This window comes from Lysinibacillus sp. RS10 (assembly GCF_041956855.1).
In the GTDB taxonomy this organism is placed as follows: Bacteria; Bacillota; Bacilli; order Bacillales_A; family Planococcaceae; genus Lysinibacillus; species Lysinibacillus xylanilyticus_A.
Genome location: NZ_CP167122.1, coordinates 2514413 through 2532575 on the forward strand (window position 1 = coordinate 2514413; position 18163 = coordinate 2532575).

General features: G+C 35.5%; 24 protein-coding genes. 11 read left to right on the forward strand and 13 right to left on the reverse strand.

Going from position 1 to position 18163, the window contains the following annotated elements; translation table 11 throughout:
* Window positions 1-63 precede the first annotated feature (63 nt).
* Window positions 64-681, forward strand: coding sequence for a LysE family translocator (locus ACB089_RS12825; protein ID WP_374966749.1), 618 nt, complete (start codon window positions 64-66; stop codon window positions 679-681).
* Window positions 682-747: 66 nt separating this feature from the next.
* On the opposite strand, the gene ACB089_RS12830 is transcribed toward ACB089_RS12825, so the two are convergent.
* The 4 genes from ACB089_RS12830 to ACB089_RS12845 form a co-directional block, all read right to left on the reverse strand.
* Entirely contained in the window at window positions 748-1197 is a 450-nt protein-coding gene (locus tag ACB089_RS12830; RefSeq protein ID WP_374966750.1) for a hypothetical protein, read from the reverse strand.
* 25 nt (window positions 1198-1222) lie between these two features.
* Window positions 1223-1765 carry a GNAT family N-acetyltransferase gene (locus ACB089_RS12835; protein ID WP_374966751.1) on the reverse strand — a complete coding sequence of 181 codons (543 nt, stop codon included), beginning with the start codon at window positions 1763-1765 and terminating at the stop codon, window positions 1223-1225.
* Between the two features lie 165 nt (window positions 1766-1930).
* On the reverse strand, window positions 1931-2809 hold the full coding sequence (locus ACB089_RS12840) for a GNAT family N-acetyltransferase (RefSeq protein WP_374966752.1): 879 nt from the start codon (window positions 2807-2809) through the stop codon (window positions 1931-1933).
* Window positions 2810-2902: 93 nt separating this feature from the next.
* Window positions 2903-3076, reverse strand: coding sequence for a hypothetical protein (locus ACB089_RS12845; protein ID WP_374966753.1), 174 nt, complete (start codon window positions 3074-3076; stop codon window positions 2903-2905).
* A 285-nt stretch (window positions 3077-3361) separates the two neighbouring features.
* Here ACB089_RS12845 and ACB089_RS12850 point away from each other — a divergent pair, with 285 nt between their 5' ends.
* The 3 genes from ACB089_RS12850 (at window position 3362) to ACB089_RS12860 (ending at window position 4143) form a co-directional block, all read left to right on the forward strand.
* Complete coding sequence (locus tag ACB089_RS12850) at window positions 3362-3538, forward strand: hypothetical protein (protein ID WP_175401711.1); 177 nt, start codon at window positions 3362-3364, stop codon at window positions 3536-3538.
* Window positions 3539-3630: 92 nt separating this feature from the next.
* Window positions 3631-3747, forward strand: coding sequence for a YjcZ family sporulation protein (locus tag ACB089_RS12855; RefSeq protein ID WP_374967558.1), 117 nt, complete (start codon window positions 3631-3633; stop codon window positions 3745-3747).
* A 294-nt stretch (window positions 3748-4041) separates the two neighbouring features.
* Window positions 4042-4143, forward strand: a complete 102-nt coding sequence (locus tag ACB089_RS12860) for a YjcZ family sporulation protein (protein WP_374966754.1) — start codon at window positions 4042-4044, stop codon at window positions 4141-4143.
* Window positions 4144-4683: 540 nt separating this feature from the next.
* Here ACB089_RS12860 and ACB089_RS12865 read toward each other — a convergent pair.
* Window positions 4684-5238, reverse strand: a complete 555-nt coding sequence (locus tag ACB089_RS12865) for a hypothetical protein (RefSeq protein ID WP_374966755.1) — start codon at window positions 5236-5238, stop codon at window positions 4684-4686.
* 532 nt (window positions 5239-5770) lie between these two features.
* Between ACB089_RS12865 and ACB089_RS12870 the strand changes: the two genes are divergently transcribed.
* The 3 genes from ACB089_RS12870 to ACB089_RS12880 all read left to right on the forward strand — a co-directional run bounded on the left by ACB089_RS12870 (window position 5771) and on the right by ACB089_RS12880 (window position 7675).
* Window positions 5771-5920, forward strand: coding sequence for a YjcZ family sporulation protein (locus tag ACB089_RS12870; RefSeq protein ID WP_374966756.1), 150 nt, complete (start codon window positions 5771-5773; stop codon window positions 5918-5920).
* A gap of 279 nt (window positions 5921-6199) precedes the next feature.
* A complete protein-coding gene (locus ACB089_RS12875; RefSeq protein WP_374966757.1) occupies window positions 6200-6358 on the forward strand; it encodes a hypothetical protein in 159 nt (52 codons plus the stop codon).
* Between the two features lie 711 nt (window positions 6359-7069).
* Window positions 7070-7675 (forward strand): hypothetical protein, encoded by a 606-nt coding sequence (locus ACB089_RS12880; protein WP_374966758.1) that lies wholly within the window; start codon window positions 7070-7072, stop codon window positions 7673-7675.
* Between the two features lie 641 nt (window positions 7676-8316).
* On the opposite strand, the gene ACB089_RS12885 is transcribed toward ACB089_RS12880, so the two are convergent.
* Window positions 8317-9825: an SH3 domain-containing protein gene (locus ACB089_RS12885; protein ID WP_374966759.1), complete on the reverse strand. Its 1509-nt coding sequence runs from the start codon at window positions 9823-9825 to the stop codon at window positions 8317-8319.
* Window positions 9826-10294: 469 nt separating this feature from the next.
* Between ACB089_RS12885 and ACB089_RS12890 the strand changes: the two genes are divergently transcribed.
* Window positions 10295-10492, forward strand: a complete 198-nt coding sequence (locus tag ACB089_RS12890; protein ID WP_374966760.1) for a hypothetical protein — start codon at window positions 10295-10297, stop codon at window positions 10490-10492.
* A gap of 449 nt (window positions 10493-10941) precedes the next feature.
* Here ACB089_RS12890 and deoD read toward each other — a convergent pair whose 3' ends face one another.
* Window positions 10942-11649 carry a purine-nucleoside phosphorylase gene (gene deoD / locus ACB089_RS12895; protein ID WP_374966761.1) on the reverse strand — a complete coding sequence of 236 codons (708 nt, stop codon included), beginning with the start codon at window positions 11647-11649 and terminating at the stop codon, window positions 10942-10944.
* 114 nt (window positions 11650-11763) lie between these two features.
* Complete coding sequence (locus ACB089_RS12900; protein ID WP_374966762.1) at window positions 11764-11982, reverse strand: YozE family protein; 219 nt, start codon at window positions 11980-11982, stop codon at window positions 11764-11766.
* Between the two features lie 399 nt (window positions 11983-12381).
* Here ACB089_RS12900 and ACB089_RS12905 point away from each other — a divergent pair, with 399 nt between their 5' ends.
* Complete coding sequence (locus tag ACB089_RS12905; RefSeq protein WP_374966763.1) at window positions 12382-13125, forward strand: formylglycine-generating enzyme family protein; 744 nt, start codon at window positions 12382-12384, stop codon at window positions 13123-13125.
* 184 nt (window positions 13126-13309) lie between these two features.
* Window positions 13310-13654, forward strand: coding sequence for a hypothetical protein (locus tag ACB089_RS12910; protein ID WP_374966764.1), 345 nt, complete (start codon window positions 13310-13312; stop codon window positions 13652-13654).
* 49 nt (window positions 13655-13703) lie between these two features.
* Here the strand turns inward: ACB089_RS12910 and msrB are convergent, their stop codons facing one another.
* From msrB to ACB089_RS12935, 5 genes are all read right to left on the reverse strand, one after another.
* Complete coding sequence (msrB, locus tag ACB089_RS12915; RefSeq protein ID WP_374966765.1) at window positions 13704-14132, reverse strand: peptide-methionine (R)-S-oxide reductase MsrB; 429 nt, start codon at window positions 14130-14132, stop codon at window positions 13704-13706.
* On the reverse strand, window positions 14125-14658 hold the full coding sequence (msrA, locus tag ACB089_RS12920; protein ID WP_374966766.1) for a peptide-methionine (S)-S-oxide reductase MsrA: 534 nt from the start codon (window positions 14656-14658) through the stop codon (window positions 14125-14127). The genes msrB and msrA overlap by 8 nt, the downstream gene beginning before the upstream one ends.
* A gap of 12 nt (window positions 14659-14670) precedes the next feature.
* Window positions 14671-15252 (reverse strand): YpmS family protein, encoded by a 582-nt coding sequence (locus ACB089_RS12925; RefSeq protein WP_374966767.1) that lies wholly within the window; start codon window positions 15250-15252, stop codon window positions 14671-14673.
* A gap of 4 nt (window positions 15253-15256) precedes the next feature.
* Window positions 15257-16189 (reverse strand): GDSL-type esterase/lipase family protein, encoded by a 933-nt coding sequence (locus tag ACB089_RS12930; protein ID WP_374966768.1) that lies wholly within the window; start codon window positions 16187-16189, stop codon window positions 15257-15259.
* Window positions 16190-16376: 187 nt separating this feature from the next.
* Complete coding sequence (locus tag ACB089_RS12935) at window positions 16377-17219, reverse strand: DegV family protein (RefSeq protein WP_374966769.1); 843 nt, start codon at window positions 17217-17219, stop codon at window positions 16377-16379.
* A gap of 274 nt (window positions 17220-17493) precedes the next feature.
* Here ACB089_RS12935 and ACB089_RS12940 point away from each other — a divergent pair, with 274 nt between their 5' ends.
* Window positions 17494-18129 (forward strand): hemolysin III family protein, encoded by a 636-nt coding sequence (locus ACB089_RS12940; protein ID WP_374966770.1) that lies wholly within the window; start codon window positions 17494-17496, stop codon window positions 18127-18129.
* The last annotated feature ends 34 nt before the right edge of the window (window positions 18130-18163 follow it).

Below are 18163 nucleotides of genomic sequence, written 5' to 3' on the forward strand. Positions count from 1 at the left end.
ATATAATATTTTTTGCATTCATCTTAAATGAATGTTTAGTTTATTAGAATAGGATGGTCAAGCATGTTATCTTTTATCGCAATAGTTCTTCTCTTATTTTTAATTCCTGGCCCTGCTGTTATCATCACGGTCACGCAAACGCTGAAAAGTGGTAAAAAGAACGGTATTTTCACTGCACTAGGCATTGGGCTAGGTGACTTAGTTCATACATTAGCTGCTGTATTAGGTTTATCAGCTATTTTAATGAATTCTGCCACTGCGTTTGAAATAGTGAAATATATAGGTGTCGCTTACCTTGTTTATTTAGGTATTCAAATGCTACTAACAAAACCACAAAAACTTGAAAAACCAACTGTTGAACAAAGCCCTGCAAGTACTTCGTTCCGACAAGGTTTTTTAGCGGAAATATTAAATCCAAAGACGGCGTTATTTTTCTTAGCATTTTTACCTCAATTTGTTCAGCCTAATGGACAATCCGTCACTGTACAATTATTGATTTTAGGCATTACCTTTGTTGTCTTGAGCGCTTTGTATACTATTTTATTAGCCATCATTACAAGCTTTATTGGTGAAAAAATCTTTACGAGAACAAATAATAGTTCTCGTTGGCTTGAAAAGGCTGTCGGTTTCGTTTATATAGGATTAGGCGTCAAATTAGCTCTTCAAACTCAAAATCGGTAAATATAGATTTATAAGGGAGAACACGATTTGAAACATGTTCCCCCTTTTTTTAATCCTATAAAGTGCTTAAATTTGGTCTTTTGCTACTTTGACTAGCCTCCACTCATGGTAACGTTGATCTATAACCTCTTTAATCTTAAAATAGTTCTCCCACGTATCCTCTACAAAATACAATGATTCTTTTCCCGGGAACGTTGCTTCATAATCATGTAAAAACATCCCCTTTTCGAAATCAAAATAATCATTCGCAAATTCCATTCCTTCATCGCTTAACATATCTTCAGACAGAACACCATCCCACATTTCATATATTTGTGTTCCTGTCAGTGCTCTTTGCTTAAACTTTTCAATTTCATTAATACTATCTTCCTCAAATTCTTCACTGAATAAGTAATGATCGACAATCCACCCTAAGAACATCCCAGTATGTACGAAAGCATATTTAATTGCCAAGCCATTTGGAAAATCTCCTTCATAATGATATTTTGCCTTATCGTAAACAATGACATCTGCCATAGTAACCCCTCCCTTTTTTCGATAATTATGTTTCAAGAACAAGGCCCATTTCTACTCTAACTTCCCTTTTTTCAATATCATTATTTGAGTAACTTAATAGGTCACATCCAATAAGCTGAAATCCATTCTTTCTATAAAATTGTATGGCGGGATAATTAGAAGTTTGCGTTTCTAAAACGATCGCCCTCACCCCTTTTTCTGCTGCTCGCTTTTTGACCAAAGCCATGAACTTGCTACCAATTCCTTTATGTTGATGAGATTGATAAATATGAATATCATTAATTCTTAACACATTATTCCATTCCTCATGACTGAAGCTAACTATTCCCGCCTCTTTCCCATCAAACTCAGCAATATAGCATTCAATATCCTCAATATAATCTTCAAAAATTTCTCCCTCTAAATATTTTTGAAATGGTATGTTAAAAGGTTTTAATGTAAAATCAATTGCCCAGCCATTTTCGCTCTCTTTATAGGAAACATCATAATAGTTATCGGAGCTGTATTGATAGATAATTTTTTTACCGTTAGGAAAATCTTCTTTATAAATCCTTTTTATTTGTAACAACTTTAATCATCCTTTTCATTTACATTCTTTAGACAATCGTATTGTACATGGGTATAACTGTAAACAAACATTTTGCCAGACTTTCTAACACAAAACACCTATCGTTAGATTTTTTGTTTAACAATTGGGGTACCTATTCTAAAGTCAATTTGTATGATCTTATGATTATGAATGTGATGTGAGTGGAAATAAAGGTCGGTCTGTCCCGAATTTTATCATCGGTCGAATAAACAACACATCGTCCTTGGCATCTATTACTTCTGATTCTGTATCTTGACAATCAGGGATAAAGTGAAAATTAATTCTTTTTATTTCTGATGAAGTAATATACCTTAAAACCTCTTTTACATCAATTTTACTGCGGCTAATAACATCAAAAAGATGTAATTCCTCGTCCTCTTTTTCGAATAATACAATAACCTCTTCCTCTTCGATAAAATAAATTGAATTAGGATACGCAATAAGAAAATAGAACATAAGTAAACTCTCATTGTCTTTCACACTTAACACCGATGACACTAGAATTCTTTCCTTCGCATACAAGTGCAATAAAGATAAATCATTGATATTTTTACTATCTAATTTTCGGATTGTTGTAGTTGATTTTTTCTTTAAATTATCAGTAATTAAAAAATATCTACTTTCTTGTACTCGCGAGAATCCAAATTTCGGATAAAAATCAAGTACTGTTTCATTTGCAAATAAATAGATGAATTCACATTGGTCCTCATATTTATCAATGATATAATCTATTAATTTTCTTGCTAAGCCTTTATGACGATAATCTGGATGTGTCATTACTGTTCCAACTTGTATAGCATTATATTCCTTATCATTTACAACTACAGTCATTTTAGTTATTGATGTATTGGCAATAACTTTTTCTCCATCAATATATGAGTAACAGATGTATTGATCGTTCCAGCATCCTTTTTCATACCATTGGCTAAAATCTAATCCAAAAACTAACCTTGTTAAGTCATTGAAACTTTCTCTATATTTTTGATTGTCCTTGTAATCATTTATTAATTGATAATTCGTCATAATTACTCCTCATTTTCATATGTGTTTTTTTATGTAAAAACTTATAGACCATTGAAAAAAAAAGGTCTATAAGCTTGCTGTTGCTTATTCAATTTACTGTTTTGGTGTATTGGCGGTAAGTGGATTACTATTTGCTACTAATTGTACTGGTGTCGTTCCTTGCTGAATAGACTGTGTCATTTGTTGTGCATTGTTTGTTAGCCCAAAGCGTTTCAGTACACCAAAAATAGCAGCAGCGCCTATAATTCCCAATGTTAATAACCTCACTGATGAAATCCACCTTTCTCATGCTGAATATTTTAAAACAGCTTTAGTATTGGACATTGGATGCGGTTTATACTGCATTATTTATAACTGTTTAATGAATAAATCTTCTTTAATTTACAGGTTCCACTTTGAATTCTCAGAATTTAGTTACACTCCCGCGTATTGTTTAATGACCATTCATCATTTTTTGCTGCAAATCCAAATTTTATCATTGCCAATTCCGTTATATTCTAAGTGTAATGTGTGCAAGCTAAAACGTAACTAACAATAACGGAGGTTATAGCATTGAAGAAATTTTTGTATATAGGAGCAATGGCTACATTACTCCTAACCGCATGTTCTTCTAAAGATGAAGCCCCAGCTAGCGAACAAGCAGAAGCAAAGGAAAAAACCGTCAATGCTGAAACAAAAGAAAATCTTGAGAAAAATTTTTCATCTGAAATGGCCGCTCCAACTAAATAATGATGGATTGGATGTTTAACTCTCCTCTTTTCCACAACTATACATATTATAGGTTGTAGAAAGGAGGAATATTTATGGGATACTATGGAAATATGGGTAATTACAATTGTTGTTCTGGTGGCTCTGGCGGAGGTTACGGATCTACATTCGTGCTAATCGTTGTTCTATTCATCCTTCTAATCATTGTCGGCGCTACTTTCATGTACTAATTTAACATTCTTTTTTTAATGTTAAAAAGGCTTTAGCTTTTATTCGAAATATTCATGAATGGATAAAGCTAAAGCCTTCAACATGATCTTCTATGTAAAATATGCTGTAATAGGAAAGGAAACTAATTTATCCTTCCTCATTTCGGGGTCACTGTTATCAGAGTGACCTTTTTTTATTTAAATCTATATCTATTCATGAATATAAATTTCGAAAAAATAAATAGATTAGATGATTACCTTTCCTCCTTTCTACAACTATACATACTATAGATTAAAGAAAGGAGGGAAAAGATAATGGACTATTCAGGTAGCAACCGCTCTAGTTCAAGATTTGCCCTAATTGTAGTGCTATTCATTCTATTGATTATTGTCGGCGCAAGCTTCATGCATTATTAATAATCGCCAACGCCAATATCTCTGTTGCTCATATTTTCACTAAGGATATACTAATTTACCCCTTCACCTTCAAAGTATAACTCAGGGTCACTTTCCTCCGGTGACCCTAATTTACGTTAAATAAGCGATTTGAAAGATGGAGAAGTTTCACTGCAAAACCTACTACACTTTCATCTTCCTTCGCTATTAGAAGATCATGTTCTACGTTTTCAATTAGCTCTTTATAATCAGATTCAGGCCTGCCCCCTCAGTTACAATACAAACCTCGATTATCATCAAATTCATCTCCTTCATTACAACTACTGGCTAAACGAACTATCAAGTATATACAATACAAAAAGACCAGAGCTCACATTAGATAATATGAGTGCATGGCCCCTTGAGCTTGTTTGGCAAGAGTACTACTTCATTCTGAACAAAGCGTAAACACCACTTGAATTTGGTTAACGATATTAGAAGAAAAAATGATTAGTCACTCACTTTAAAAATAAGTTCTAGTCATTTTTATTAACTCATAAGAAGTTGTTCTAGTTCCCTATTTCAAACAAAAAACGTTCGATGAAACTGTTGATGTAACACTGTATTTCCTACTTGAGGCACCCCTGAATCATTAATCCCCCATGTATTAAAGATAATGGGATCATTTGGAAAGACGGGATCAGTTGGAAGGACAGGATCCGTTGGGGTTATAACAAGCACCTCATAAATCGGATCATTTGGTTGCCAAATATTTTGCGGAATTGCGTGAATGACGAGAAGTTTTTTAGCTGGAATAGTAAACGTAAGAGGCGTTGGTGTGCCATTAAAAAGCGAAGACTGAGATTCTCCACATAAGAACGCTTCTTTTGGCATCTCCTCTTGGGCACAGTTTTGCCAATCTACTACCGATACTGTCACTGTCCGGTCTACGTCTGATTTATTTAATAGAGAGACAACTATTTTCTCTGTCTCGTGATTTCTCCATATTGCTCCTGAAGTAAAATTGCTAGGAACTGAAGATTGAACTGAACTACCTCGACAATCCGGGCAAGAAGATACCTTATTTAACCGAAATATTTTTTTGTGGCAATCACAATTGCTGCAAGAATCCATCATCGCTTTACCCTCTTTTCAATCTATTGATAATAATAGGTTATGGAAAATGATTCACAAGGTTTAGGTTATTATAAAGTGATGAATTGAAAATCAATAGAATCGCTTTTTTATCCAAAATAATAGGCTGGCTAGTAGCATTCCAAAGGGATAGTACATCAAATCAATCTTTTATGAAGCTCTTCAGAAAAATATAAGTTTTAGTGGTCTGTAAGATGAATCGACAACACAATTATGTACCAAGCATCATTTCTTTGTTCTAGCTGTAGTTTGCAAAATAATTCTTTCTCTAAGGCAATACACTATGCAAAAAAGGCTATCTCCTCATAAACATAATATAAGCTAATTGTTAGCTTACACCGCCTTGAATTGTTACTGAGGGGTCACTTCGATCGGGTGGCCCTTTTTATTTCTTATCGAACGTTAGTATAATTGTTTTCCAAATTTCTAATTCAAAGGGATTTTTAGTTGGATAAATATCTCCCCCACTTTTTATAACGGTACATATTATAGACATAGAAAGGAGGAATGCTTCATGGGATCCTGCGGAAATATGGGTAATTACAACAACAATTGTTACTATGGGGGTTATAGCTGTGGAGGTGGCAATAACAGTTCAACATTTGTTCTAATTGTTGTTCTATTTATACTTTTAATTATTGTCGGCGCTTCTTTCATGTATTAATCTTCAAATGCCACTGTTGAATGATCAGACTAGAAAAATTAAGAGGGTAAAGCTTTCTAGCCTTACTCCTCTTCATTCAAGGTCACTTTGACTGAGTGACCTTTTTATTGTCCTAATTTCTTTGAAATAATACTTCGTCATAATTGTGGACGTTTAAAATGATTATTTTGAACGAACTGGAACGACAGGCTCTCTATTGAAGATGTTGTCGTTTCAAATTTTTTAGTAGATCCATTATTTATTAGTAGCCGTATGGACGTCGATTGCGTGGTGGATAGTATGGATAATATGGCGGGTAATACGGTGGGTAATACGGCGGATAAAATGGTGGAAAGAATGGATAGAATGGGTAAAACGGATAACGGTCCCTTCTTCTTCGACGCCTTCCATAACTGTCATAATCCCAATCCCCATCGTTTCGGTCATAATATTGCATAATTTTCCCCCTTTCGATTTCGGTTTAAGATATGCGAAGTAAGGTTTGACCGTCTAAGCATTCGCCTATATTTGCCACCAGTGAACTTCGGTTGGTCAAATTGGGACCTCCTTATTTTGTAGCAGACGGTCGAAAAGTCGTGCCCCCTGTTTAGTCTCCCTCCCGGAAATTCTCTACTTCTATCGTCTGTGCCTCAGCAATCCGGTAATAGTAATTAACAATACAATGAAACTTTCACTAATATTGTCAATAAGTTTAGTGACAGGGGGTTGGTGGAATAATCCATCTCACCGACTATAAGACTTGTGCATAAAATTTCACACAAGTCCTTTTGTTATGCTCTCGCATTGACCCTGGAGCAGTTCTGCCATCAAGTATCCATCCCCTACTCGAATCATCTGAGCGCTGATCTGCGGGACTTAACAAAGCACATCAGCTACCGCAACTTCTTCACAAATTACTTTATCAACTTACACACCTCTCTATACCAACATTTGGAAATGTGTTAAACTAGTCCAAACAACTGATCATTCAGATATCCAACGAACGGAGCAGATTAGCAGAATATAAACAAAATAGATTTTGGTTTGTATTGAATGTAAAAATTAAATGTAAAATTTATTACAAATTAGAATAACTTATTTCGAACGTATTAACGTAAAGAAGCAGGTTAACAAAAACATAAATAATCTAAGTAGCTCTAAGGGGGACTTATGTTAATTTCCACAATAATTTTGGGCTGGATAGGAATATTGATATTTTTAATTATTGTTTTCACATTTCAAAAGTTGGTTAAAAATAACGAGTTTGCTTTTTTGCATAACTTAATGGCATTGATGTATGCAATGTGGTTTCCTTTACCATTGGCTTTGTACCAATTATTAAATTCGGAATTTCTACATGTGGGGACAATATTTGGCTTAGTTTATTTAATTATGATAGTGATTACAATGACACTTCAAACAGGTCATATTACATATATAGTAAAACATAATGTTAATAAATCAATTACAGATAAACAAGGAGATTATATGATGGCAACATTATCTAATCCTTTCGAAGGATTGGCAAATGTTTTCAAAAGTATTTGGGCATTATTTTTAGGATTTACTTTCTGGAATAGTAGAGAATTATTAATGGCAAGTATTATGTTTTTATTCAGTTCACTAATTTTTTATTATTTATTTATAGTGCTGGATACAAGCTTAGTAAAACGAATCAAGTTTTTTTCAAAGGCAAAAGCCAATACACTTCTAATTAATCTTGAAACATTATTTTTCTTCATAGTTTTGATGATTTATATTACCTTTAATTCTTGAAGGAAGAAACGAACTTTGTGGAGATTTAAACTTAGACTAATGGGGCTTTAGTTTAATTAAGATTAGGACGAACCAATAATTGTAAATGCGCTATAATATACCAAACAACTAATTATTCGGTTATTCAACAATCGAGCCAAATTGCAGAACTTTCCAAACAACTATATCAAGAGAAAGATGAGGGGAAACAATGGACATATACTTTATTCTTAATATGCTCAGAAGTATTACTGCTACCTTTTTTCAAAATGGCATATGGGTAATAGGATTCTTTTTCTTATTAAATAAAACATACGAAAATGAAAAGCTAAAGCAAGTTTCTAAATATATTGTCGGTATCTTTTTAATATTATTATTTATTGACTCCGTAATGGTAAGTATATAGTCGTGCTACAAACAGGTGCTTCTCTCCAAAAAGAACAGGACTTACGTGTATGATTCAACCTCATTACATGCAAGTCCTTTTGTTATGCTTCCTCAACCTCTCCTGTAGCTTCTCACATGGCTTTGTAGCTTCCATCAAGCAATCTGTGTCAATGAATTTAGTTATGAAAGGTTCGAGGAGGATCAAGAAAGGATTTATTAAACATAAAAAAGAAAAGATGACTTTTATAGTCACCTTTTCACTTGTAAGTAGCAATTTAGTTATTGAATATTTGTTCGTAACGGTGGAAGAATGCCACTGTGTGCGCTCTTGCTAGAGAATCATTTGGTTTAAACTCTTCATTTGTTTTAGTAGTTGTTAAACCATTATCACGAAGGAATTTAATAGCTTCTGACTGAGATACAGTCTTACCATAATGCATTGAAGCTAAGATACGAGCGAAGTTACCCCGTGTGATATCCTTCCCTGCAATGGCTTGTTTGGATGCTGTGTTTGCACCTAGGACTGGTAGGGAGTATTTTGTAGCCAGTTGATAGTTTACGTCTCCATACCATGAAGTATTAGCTATCGTTGAAGCTAGTTCTGATGGTTTGAAGTAACGAAATAGGATAGATAACATTTGGTTTTCCGTTAAGTTATTGTACGGTTTAAGTAAGTTTTCGTACTTCCCTGTTGATGGGTTTTTCACGTTTGGGTATCCACTGATGATACCGATGTTGACTGCCCACTTAAAATCCTCAGCCCAGTATTGGTTTGCATTGTAATCAGCAAACTTTGATACATCAACGTTTCCCGTTGTAGGCGGTGTTACCGGAGGCGTTGGTGTTGAAGCTGAGTAGTTTAAATAACTTGATGCTACATACCCCTTTGTCCCGTCACTTCTTTTCACAGGATACCAAACAAAATGGTTTTTCTTCGTTGATACTTCTTCATATACAAAAGGACCCGTAATGGTAACAATTTCTCTTTCACGTAAAGTACCCATAGATGGACTATCCGTAGTAGGTCTTGTCCTTAATGTTACATTAGTTGTTGCACTAACTTTTTGATTTGTTTCAAAAAAATACTTTGATTTATTTAATGGTAAATCAAAATCATAGTTCATCGCTGAAAATTTAATATTTTCCCTGCTGTTAGAGTCATATTGAAAATGTTCGCGTAAAAAAGGTAGCTCCGTTAAGTCTATTAATTCCGATTTCTCAATAATTTGGAGAATTCTTTCTTGATAGGCATTTGTATTTTTTTCATCAGTTGCTTGGACAATTGGACTATTTACTGGCTTAGTACCGTTATAAGCCATGATAGCGAAGTACCAATGTTCCAGTACATCTCTTTCCCCACCGTTGATGCTAGGTAAATCCTTCCGCTCAAACATATTATTTAGAGTCTCTACACCAGCTTGAATATTATAGACAATATCGCTTTTTAGTCTATCTTGATTGTAGCCGGCTTGATTTGTAATTTGCATAACACCAATTCCATTATCAGCTGTCACAATCGCTTCACCATTCTTATCGAAATGACGCCAATTTCCACTTTCACCTTCCGCTATTGCCTTCACAATTTCAGGAGGAACATCATAAATCAGTGCTGTTTCGGTTAACAAACAGTTCATTGTGGAAAAATCAGGATTTCCTTTCGATGCCGAATCATAATCACATGTATTTGCAATATTATTAGCTAATACATTTTTATCTATATTTATAGATAGAGAGAGGGCACCAATGGCAATAACACTAATCAATGGTTTCAATATCTTTTTCATATATGAATATTACACTTCCTTTCATATTTTCTAAAGTTAAAAGATTCAAATATATGTTATCATAAACCCAATATTTAGGATAGTGGTAATAGTCAATGTTTCTTTCATTTAACAGGATTGATTGATAAATGATAGCCCTAACATATATTGTTTAATATGGATTCTGTGAAAGGGTTGTAAATAGTGATTGTTGGATTTTTACCTTTTTGTTAAATATGTAAGCTTCCTAAAGTCCATTGAGACAAGCCCAAGCCAAATCTATCAACTGTTACAGGCTCGTTAAATGGCTCTGTAAGCTTGCTATTGTTGTAATCTAACTCAAACTTAAAATGGTTTCGACCTAATCGTCTCGCTATGAGTAACGGTCAAACGATTAAGTCGCACAAATCCTACTAATATCAAAAATTACATTAATGCTATCACTTACTACTTCATTTACAATTACAAGTAAAGAAGGAGGAAATAGAGAATGAATTTTTTTATAGATAATTCAGTTATAAATAACATGGCGATTCAATTAGCTCTTATTCTAATAATCATGCTTGTAGCAGGTGTTGCTATAGGGGTGGTTTTGAAAATAATTAAAGCCCCACAGTGGGTTTTCAAACCTTTTATTACATTAGCTATCCTAGTTGGAATGTACTTTGCGTTCAATGTCATAACTTAACTTCACAAACCATCTAACGAATGGTCAGCACGGCTTTCATGATATTCTATTAAGGCGATCAAATCTATTATGGCATTGTGAAAGCCTCATGTGCTGAACTGCATACGTGTGGCATGGCTTTATCTGCCGTCATTCAAGTTCTGAACAGCACTCTTAGGCGAATCGAGAAATGAACATATGAATAGTTGGTCACTCGATTACGTTGAGCGCTGTTCAATCTCGTTAGAAGCAAGCAATGCTACAAACCTCTTCAGGAACATGCTTATACAAACAACCTTCAGCAAAAAAAATATCCTAAGAAAAGTGCTACGGAGCTTTTCAACTCTTTATAATCAAAAAAACCTCAACAGGCTCTCATTTATCGAGTCACCCATTGAGGATTAAAAATCTTCTTAATTTTTAGTGTAGTCCCTTTGAAATTTATTCCAAACTTCAAACCCTTGTTATGCTTATTCTTGAATAGCCGCTTCTAAAGCAACAACGATCATATCGTTGAATGTTGTTTGGCGTTCTTCTGCTGATGTAACTTCACCAGTTAGAATGTGGTCACTTACTGTTAGGATAGAAAGTGCTTTACGGCCATGTTTCGCTGCTAATGTGTAAAGTGCCGCAGACTCCATTTCCACTGCAAGTACGCCGTATTGAGCTAATTTTTCGTTTTGGTGCTCATCAGAGTAGAACATATCTGCTGTGAAGATATTACCTACTTGTAGGTTTAAACCAGCTTCTTTACCTGCATTGTATGCTTTTAATAGTAAATCAAAGTCAGAGATCGGTGCGAAATCGATATTGTTGCCCCAAATGATTTGGTTCATACGTGTATCAGAAGTTGCTGCTTGCGCTAAAATTACGTCACGAACTTTTACATCTTTTTGAATTGCACCACAAGTACCTACGCGGATTAATTTTTGAACGTCATATTCTTGCATTAATTCTGTAGCGTAAATCGAAATTGAAGGCACGCCCATACCAGTACCTTGTACAGAAATACGTTTACCTTTATACGTACCTGTATAACCAAACATATTACGAACTTCGTTATAGCAAGTAACATCTTCTAAAAACGTTTCAGCAATGTATTTAGCACGTAATGGATCTCCTGGAAGTAAAATTGTGTCAGCGATTTCGCCTTTTTTTGCATTAATATGAATACTCATACTGCAATCCCTCTTTTCTGTCAGTTATCACTTTAAATAATACTGTGTTTCTCATAATTTCGCAATGCTAGACGTCTAGCAACTTAAAATAAATTCTATTGTTTTAACGTAATTTCATCCCTGGTCTACGTATAATGACCATAATTCATCAAACATACCTGTTGTTAAGTTTTCAGTGGCGAACGACTCAATATAAGTAGATAGCTCATCAAAGTCTGTGCTTTGCTTCGGAAAATTATGCTCATTGAACATTTCCTCCGCAAATCGTACCTTCGGATCTGACCAATCCCCACCTCTGAATGTCAGTACATACAAATAAAAGCTCTTTTTCATACTAATTTTCCCTTCTTTACACATCTACTTTCCGCTAGTTTATCAGAAAATATCTTCTTAGTCATAACAATGAAACATTTATTTCGGAAGGTTTTCTTCATTTCCGCTACGGGTTGCTCACTTTTCCTAGGGTCTCCTTTCGCCACAATCACCCTAACATTTGATAGTCTGCGGAATCTTGTCTCCGAATTTAAAGTTTACAGTGTCCCTGAAACATGTTCATAATAAATGATGCAGATTCATAATCTAACGCAGGAGTTTTTAGATATCGTTCATCATTATTATGTGGATGTTAGGTTATGAACGATCAATATACGAGCATTTTATTTTAATCCTTGGATGGAGATTGTACTATGAAAGTAGTGTCTAAAAACAATCATTAAAGATTTGGAGAGAACTATGATAACGAACTTAAATCATTACTTAAAAGAATTAATGGTGTATATTCCTGAAGGAGAAATCCACTTACGAGATTTTCGAAACGAGCAAAAATGGATTAGTTCAAACTATAAATTTGGAATACCGGGTATAAGAAAAAATTTAAAGGAAGTTATTTGGAATGTTGAGATAAAGCCATTTTATCTTGCCAAATATACTGTAACAGAAGAACTTTATTCGATTATTATGGGGAAGAGTTTTTTAACAACAAAAGATCAAAAACCAATTGTTAATGTTTCATGGATAGATGCAGTGAACTTTTGTAATTCATTGTCTGATGCTCTAGGCTATGATAAGTTTTATGATTGTGATAAGAAAAGTAAATCAGTTGTATGCAATCCTCGTTCTAATGGTTTTCGATTACCGACAGATGCTGAATGGCAATATGCATGTAAAGCAAATTCAACAGGATATCGCTATGGTAATATTGATGACATTGCTTGGTATAAAGATAATTCTAACGAACATGTTCACAAAGTTGGTGAAAAAACACCTAATGAATGGGGCTTGTACGACATGATAGGAAATGTTTGGGAGTGGTGCTGGGACTTATACGATGAAGAGATATTTGGTAATTACCGAATAATTCGAGGAGGCAGTTGGGCTGAAGAAGAACGTGGATGTGGAGCTACTTGTCGACGTAAGAGTATGCCTGATTTCTTTATTGATGATATCGGATTTAGAATTGCTAGTTCAATCATTTAATATTTCTAATCAATTATGACGTTCTATCCATCAGTTTGACAAGTTTATCCATCGTTTCGACGATCTTTTCCGTCACTTCGACGTTTCTTTCCGTCGCTTGATTGTGCTTTCCGTCGTTTCGATGACTCTTTCCGTCGCTTCAGTTGTTCTTTCCGTCGTTTCGAGGGCTCTTTCCGTCTCTTAATTGTTCTTCCGTCGTTTCGACGACTCTTTCCGTCGCTTCAGTTGTTCTTTCCGTCGTTTCGAGGGCTCTTTCCGTCGCTTCAGTTGTTCTTTCCGTCGTTTCGATGACTCTTTCCGTCGCTTCAGTTGTTCTTTCCATCGTTTCGACGACTCTTTCCGTCGCTTGATTGTTCTTCCGTCGTTTCGAGAACTCTTTCCGTCGCTTCAGTTGTTCTTTCCGTCGTTTCGAGGGCTCTTTCCGTCGCTTCAGTTGTTCTTTCCGTCGTTTCGAGGGCTCTTTCCGTCGCTTCAGTTGTTCTTTCCGTCGTTTCGAGGGCTCTTTCCGTCGCTTTTGAAACAATTTTAAAACAATAAAAAAAACTCCTAGCACGATATAATCCTGCTAGGAGTTTATATTATTTAAATAATGAAAGATATTCTGCATAACCTTCTTTTTCTAAATCTTCTTTTGGTACAAAGCGAAGTGCAGCGGAGTTAATACAATAGCGTAAGCCACCACGTTCACTTGGTCCATCAGGGAAAACATGTCCTAAATGAGAATCTGCTGCACTGCTGCGAACCTCTACGCGACGCATTCCATGTGATGTATCGAAATGCTCTGTGACTTCTTCCTGTTCAATTGGCTTTGCAAACGCTGGCCAACCACAACCCGAATCGAACTTATCAAAGGAGCTAAACAATGGCTTGCCTGACACGATATCTACATAAATACCTTCTTCAAAGTGTTTATCATATTCGTTGCGGAATGGTGGCTCTGTGCCATTTTCTTGCGTCACATAATACTGCATGTCTGTTAATTCTTTTAAGCGTTGTTCTTTATTCATTTTTTTGCCCCCAGTGTTGCTCCTGAAACGCTTTGCGACCAGAACCGACAGCATAGCGCTCGTAATGCATTGGATTTTTCTTATAATAATATTGATGATAGTCTTCAGCTGGGTAAAACGTACTAGCTGGTACAATTTTCACTGCAATGGGCTTATCGAACTTACCAGATGCCTGTAAATCTGCCTTAGAACGTTCTGCTAATTCGCGTTGCTCTTCATTGTGATAAAAAATTGCAGTTGTGTAGGACTCCCCTCGATCATAAAATTGTCCACCTGCATCTGTTGGATCAATGATTGTCCAAAATGTCGCAAGTAATTGCTCATACGAATAGTACTCATCATCAAAAGTAATTTGAACCGCTTCAATATGCCCCGTCGTTTCAGAGCAAACTTGCTCATACGTTGGATTGATAACATGTCCACCCGTATAGCCTGAAATCACTGATTCAATGCCAGGTGTTTCATCGAAGGGCTTGACCATACACCAAAAACATCCACCTGCAAATGTTCCGAATTGCTTTGCCATTCATTTCACTCCTTATTCACCAGGAACAATAACTTCCAGTAAAATCTTATCGTTTGGTAAATCTAATTCTTTTGCTTTGATACGTGATCCTGAAGCAATATTTATGCGCGATAAATCAATATAGATTTCTGCCTTATTTGGATTGATTGTAATAAATGAAGGGAATTCCAACGAGTCTCGCATAATCTTCATAGCTGTCTCCGGCGGAATATTTAAAAGCCCAACATTCATTCCTGTCTGTTTTAAAATAATATTACCTTTCTTATCGACAATGGGATCAAAGTTCATTGAAATTGGAATTTCTGTATAGAACACTGTTAATGTACTTCTTAATTCAATATCATCATCAATGGTAAAGTCCAACGGTAATGGTGATCCTTTAGAAGCATCCTTTAAATACTTTTTCGATATAGATTCCAATTCCTTCGTTGTTGTTTGGACAACGAGAACATTCCCTTTCACTTCATTTTCACCATCTGAACTCTCTGCTAAATTTACTCCATCTACTGGTCTAGTTGCTAAATAAACGACGAGGAGGATTGCAAAAAGCACTGTGCCCGCTAAGGCAAAAAATGCGAATTTCCATTTATTCATATTGTCACTCCTCGAAGCCTATTTCCTTGTTAATCTTTTCTTCCATACCACATTTCTCCATTGCTTCTAAAATACGTTCATTCATTTTCTCATATCCTTTTGCATTTGGGTGGAAGAAATCCGTATGATAAACGAGCTCTTTATTCGAAACAAACAGGTCCTCCACGGATATATAGCAAGCATTAACATCTTCTCTCGCTACATCTTCAATGACTTTATTCCACTCCGTAATAATCGAATCAAATTCATTGGCTTCATTTGTCACGATCGAGAATGGGTTATAAAAACCGATTAGTAATAAGGGCGCTGTCGGATTTTTTTCTCGAATGCCAGCAATGATTTTACTATAGCGTTTCTTAAATGCCTGCAATTCTTTATCAAAAGCATCTCGTTTTAAATTCAACAGATCCTTCCTGACGATCTTCATGACATCATTTCCACCCATTGTAACGGAAATGAGTTGTGCTTCTTGCAGCTCTTCATCATAATGCCCTTTTTTCACTAATTTTAATAGCTGATCACTACGTCTTCCTCTTTTTCCTCGATTATCGACCTCAACTTCAGAAATCGAGGGCCAAGCTTCCAATGAATCTGTTAATCTACCTACAAAACCGTCTTCACTATACTCATCACCGACACCGGCTGTTAAAGAATCGCCGAGTGCCAAATATTGTAGTTGCTTTGCGTTTTCCTCATCAATTTGCCGTAAATCCTCGGGAGTTGGCTCAAAAAAATGTTCAAAAATCTGCGTCAATACATTCCTTGAGGTTTTTTCCTCATTTTCCGTTTGTTGCTCATCTTGGCTCATATCTTGCTCCGTCCCTGCTTGCTCCCCTTCCGGTTCAGCTTGCGGATTCGGTTCATCTATTGATATTTCACAACCACTTAGTATTAAGACGGTCAAACATGACAAAACTAGCATTCGCCAAATGTTCATTTGACCACCTTCCATCATTTGCTGTTTCTTCTATTATAGAATAGTTTATGCTGCAATGAAAAGTGACTAACCTAGGTATTCCGTAAAAGTACGCATTTTTTCACAATGTATTTCTTTTTTTAGGCATGCATTTTTCCATTCCACATAAAAAAAGCCACTACAAAACCTATGTAGTAGCTATCGTATATTATTCTGCAAAAAACATGAAACCAATTGCACCTGGGCCAGTATGTGTAGAGATGATTGGTGAAGTAAAGGCAATTTCTACTTCATTTACACCTGTTCCCTCGATCAATTCTTTTAATGGTCCACCCATCGTTGTCATTCCATCGGCGTGAGAAATTCCAACTGACTTAACTGTTTTTCCGGCAGTATCTGCTTGGAATTGTTTAAATAAGTAGTTCACAACCTGTTTATGGCTACGCACTTTGGTTACGGGATTGTATGCGCCACCTTCTAAGTTTGCAATTACTTTGATGTTCAGTAAAGAACCGATAAAGCCTTTACCTTTCCCAATACGTCCGCCTTTAATTAAATTATCAAGTGTGTCGACAACAACATACAAATACGTATTTTCGCGAACCTTGTCCAGACGAGCCATAATTTCCTCGACAGTTGCACCTGCATCACGCATTTTAATAGCTTCTCGTAATTGGAAAGCTAAACCAAAGGCGATAAAACGTGAATCAATAACAGTCACATTTGCATCCGTCATTTGCGCTGCTTGACGAGCCGATTCAACTGTACCACTCATGCCACCAGTCATATGAATTGAAATAATTTGATCTCCGTCTTTTCCTAGTTCATCGTATAATTCTTTGAATTTCCCCGGCGCAGGCTGCGAGCTTTTAGGCAAATTTTCGGAATTCTGCATAAAGCTTAAAAAAGATTGTGGCTCTATATCAACACCATCTGTATATGTTTTTCCATCAATTTGAATCGTTAAAGGCACAATATGTATACCATGCTGCACTACTTCCTCTTTTGTTAAATCACAAGTTGAGTCAGTTACAATATGAATTCGTCCCACTTCGACACATCCTTTTACTTCATTAAAATTTATTATATAGACTAATGAATCATTATGTAAACATGACATTTGTCATTTAGACATCACCCTATTTAGTCTGTTTTGAATCACTACCTTGGTTACTATAACGTTTTGTCGAGTACTTGTCTAACAAAGACCTTCAAACAAATAACCATAACTATGACAATTTTGATAATAAATACATGACAATTGTAAATAGCAGGATGAAAATTATTGGCGTATAATAAATATATGCACGAAAGGAGTGTTCGTTATGCTAGATTCATTTGACTATAAAACGTGGAAGGAAGAATTGTGGAATGCCATTACTCATGGCATTGGATTTATCGCAAGTATTCCAGCGCTAATTGTACTTATTTTAGCCGCTGTACAAACCGGAAGTGCGCTCCAAATTACAACGTTTAGTATTTTTGGTGCCTCAGTCATCATTTTATTTTTAATGTCGACGCTGCTACATAGCATGCCTGAAAAATATAAACACATTTTCGCCATTCTTGACCATTCTTCTATTTATATTTTAATTGCCGGAACGTATACACCGTTTCTTCTAATTGCGATTGGTGGCACGTTAGGTATTACATTATTATGTATTATTTGGTCACTTGCGTTATTAGGCGTTATTTTTAAATGCTTCTTCATTAATCGATTTGAGAAGCTTTCATTAATTTTTTACATCGGTATGGGTTGGTTAATTATTTTTGCCATTAAGCCTGTCTATCTTTACTTAGGTTTTAATGGCTTTGCTTTACTGTTAGCAGGTGGGCTTTTCTATACGATTGGCGCCATCTTTTACGCATGGAGATCCCTGCCCTACAATCATGCAATTTGGCACCTCTTTGTGTTAGCTGGTTGTGGCTCTATGTATGCTTGTGTTTATTTTTACTTGTAGGTATTAACAAAAAATCGCTCTCGTAGATAATACA

Excerpts from the sequence above, each read along its gene's own strand:
- ACB089_RS12825 (WP_374966749.1), top strand. The coding sequence starts at position 64 with ATGTTATCTTTTATCGCAATAGTTCTTCTCTTATTTTTAATTCCTGGC.
- ACB089_RS12830 (WP_374966750.1), bottom strand. The coding sequence starts at position 1,197 with ATGGCAGATGTCATTGTTTACGATAAGGCAAAATATCATTATGAAGGA.
- ACB089_RS12840 (WP_374966752.1), bottom strand. The coding sequence starts at position 2,809 with ATGACGAATTATCAATTAATAAATGATTACAAGGACAATCAAAAATAT.
- ACB089_RS12855 (WP_374967558.1), top strand. The coding sequence starts at position 3,631 with ATGGGTAATTACAATTGTTGTTCTGGTGGCTCTGGCGGAGGTTACGGA.
- ACB089_RS12860 (WP_374966754.1), top strand. The coding sequence starts at position 4,042 with ATGGACTATTCAGGTAGCAACCGCTCTAGTTCAAGATTTGCCCTAATT.
- ACB089_RS12865 (WP_374966755.1), bottom strand. The coding sequence starts at position 5,238 with ATGATGGATTCTTGCAGCAATTGTGATTGCCACAAAAAAATATTTCGG.
- ACB089_RS12870 (WP_374966756.1), top strand. The coding sequence starts at position 5,771 with ATGGGATCCTGCGGAAATATGGGTAATTACAACAACAATTGTTACTAT.
- ACB089_RS12875 (WP_374966757.1), top strand. The coding sequence starts at position 6,200 with ATGGATAATATGGCGGGTAATACGGTGGGTAATACGGCGGATAAAATG.
- ACB089_RS12880 (WP_374966758.1), top strand. The coding sequence starts at position 7,070 with ATGTTAATTTCCACAATAATTTTGGGCTGGATAGGAATATTGATATTT.
- ACB089_RS12885 (WP_374966759.1), bottom strand. The coding sequence starts at position 9,825 with ATGAAAAAGATATTGAAACCATTGATTAGTGTTATTGCCATTGGTGCC.
- ACB089_RS12890 (WP_374966760.1), top strand. The coding sequence starts at position 10,295 with ATGAATTTTTTTATAGATAATTCAGTTATAAATAACATGGCGATTCAA.
- deoD (WP_374966761.1), bottom strand. The coding sequence starts at position 11,649 with ATGAGTATTCATATTAATGCAAAAAAAGGCGAAATCGCTGACACAATT.
- ACB089_RS12900 (WP_374966762.1), bottom strand. The coding sequence starts at position 11,982 with ATGAAAAAGAGCTTTTATTTGTATGTACTGACATTCAGAGGTGGGGAT.
- ACB089_RS12905 (WP_374966763.1), top strand. The coding sequence starts at position 12,382 with ATGATAACGAACTTAAATCATTACTTAAAAGAATTAATGGTGTATATT.
- msrB (WP_374966765.1), bottom strand. The coding sequence starts at position 14,132 with ATGAATAAAGAACAACGCTTAAAAGAATTAACAGACATGCAGTATTAT.
- msrA (WP_374966766.1), bottom strand. The coding sequence starts at position 14,658 with ATGGCAAAGCAATTCGGAACATTTGCAGGTGGATGTTTTTGGTGTATG.
- ACB089_RS12925 (WP_374966767.1), bottom strand. The coding sequence starts at position 15,252 with ATGAATAAATGGAAATTCGCATTTTTTGCCTTAGCGGGCACAGTGCTT.
- ACB089_RS12930 (WP_374966768.1), bottom strand. The coding sequence starts at position 16,189 with ATGAACATTTGGCGAATGCTAGTTTTGTCATGTTTGACCGTCTTAATA.
- ACB089_RS12940 (WP_374966770.1), top strand. The coding sequence starts at position 17,494 with ATGCTAGATTCATTTGACTATAAAACGTGGAAGGAAGAATTGTGGAAT.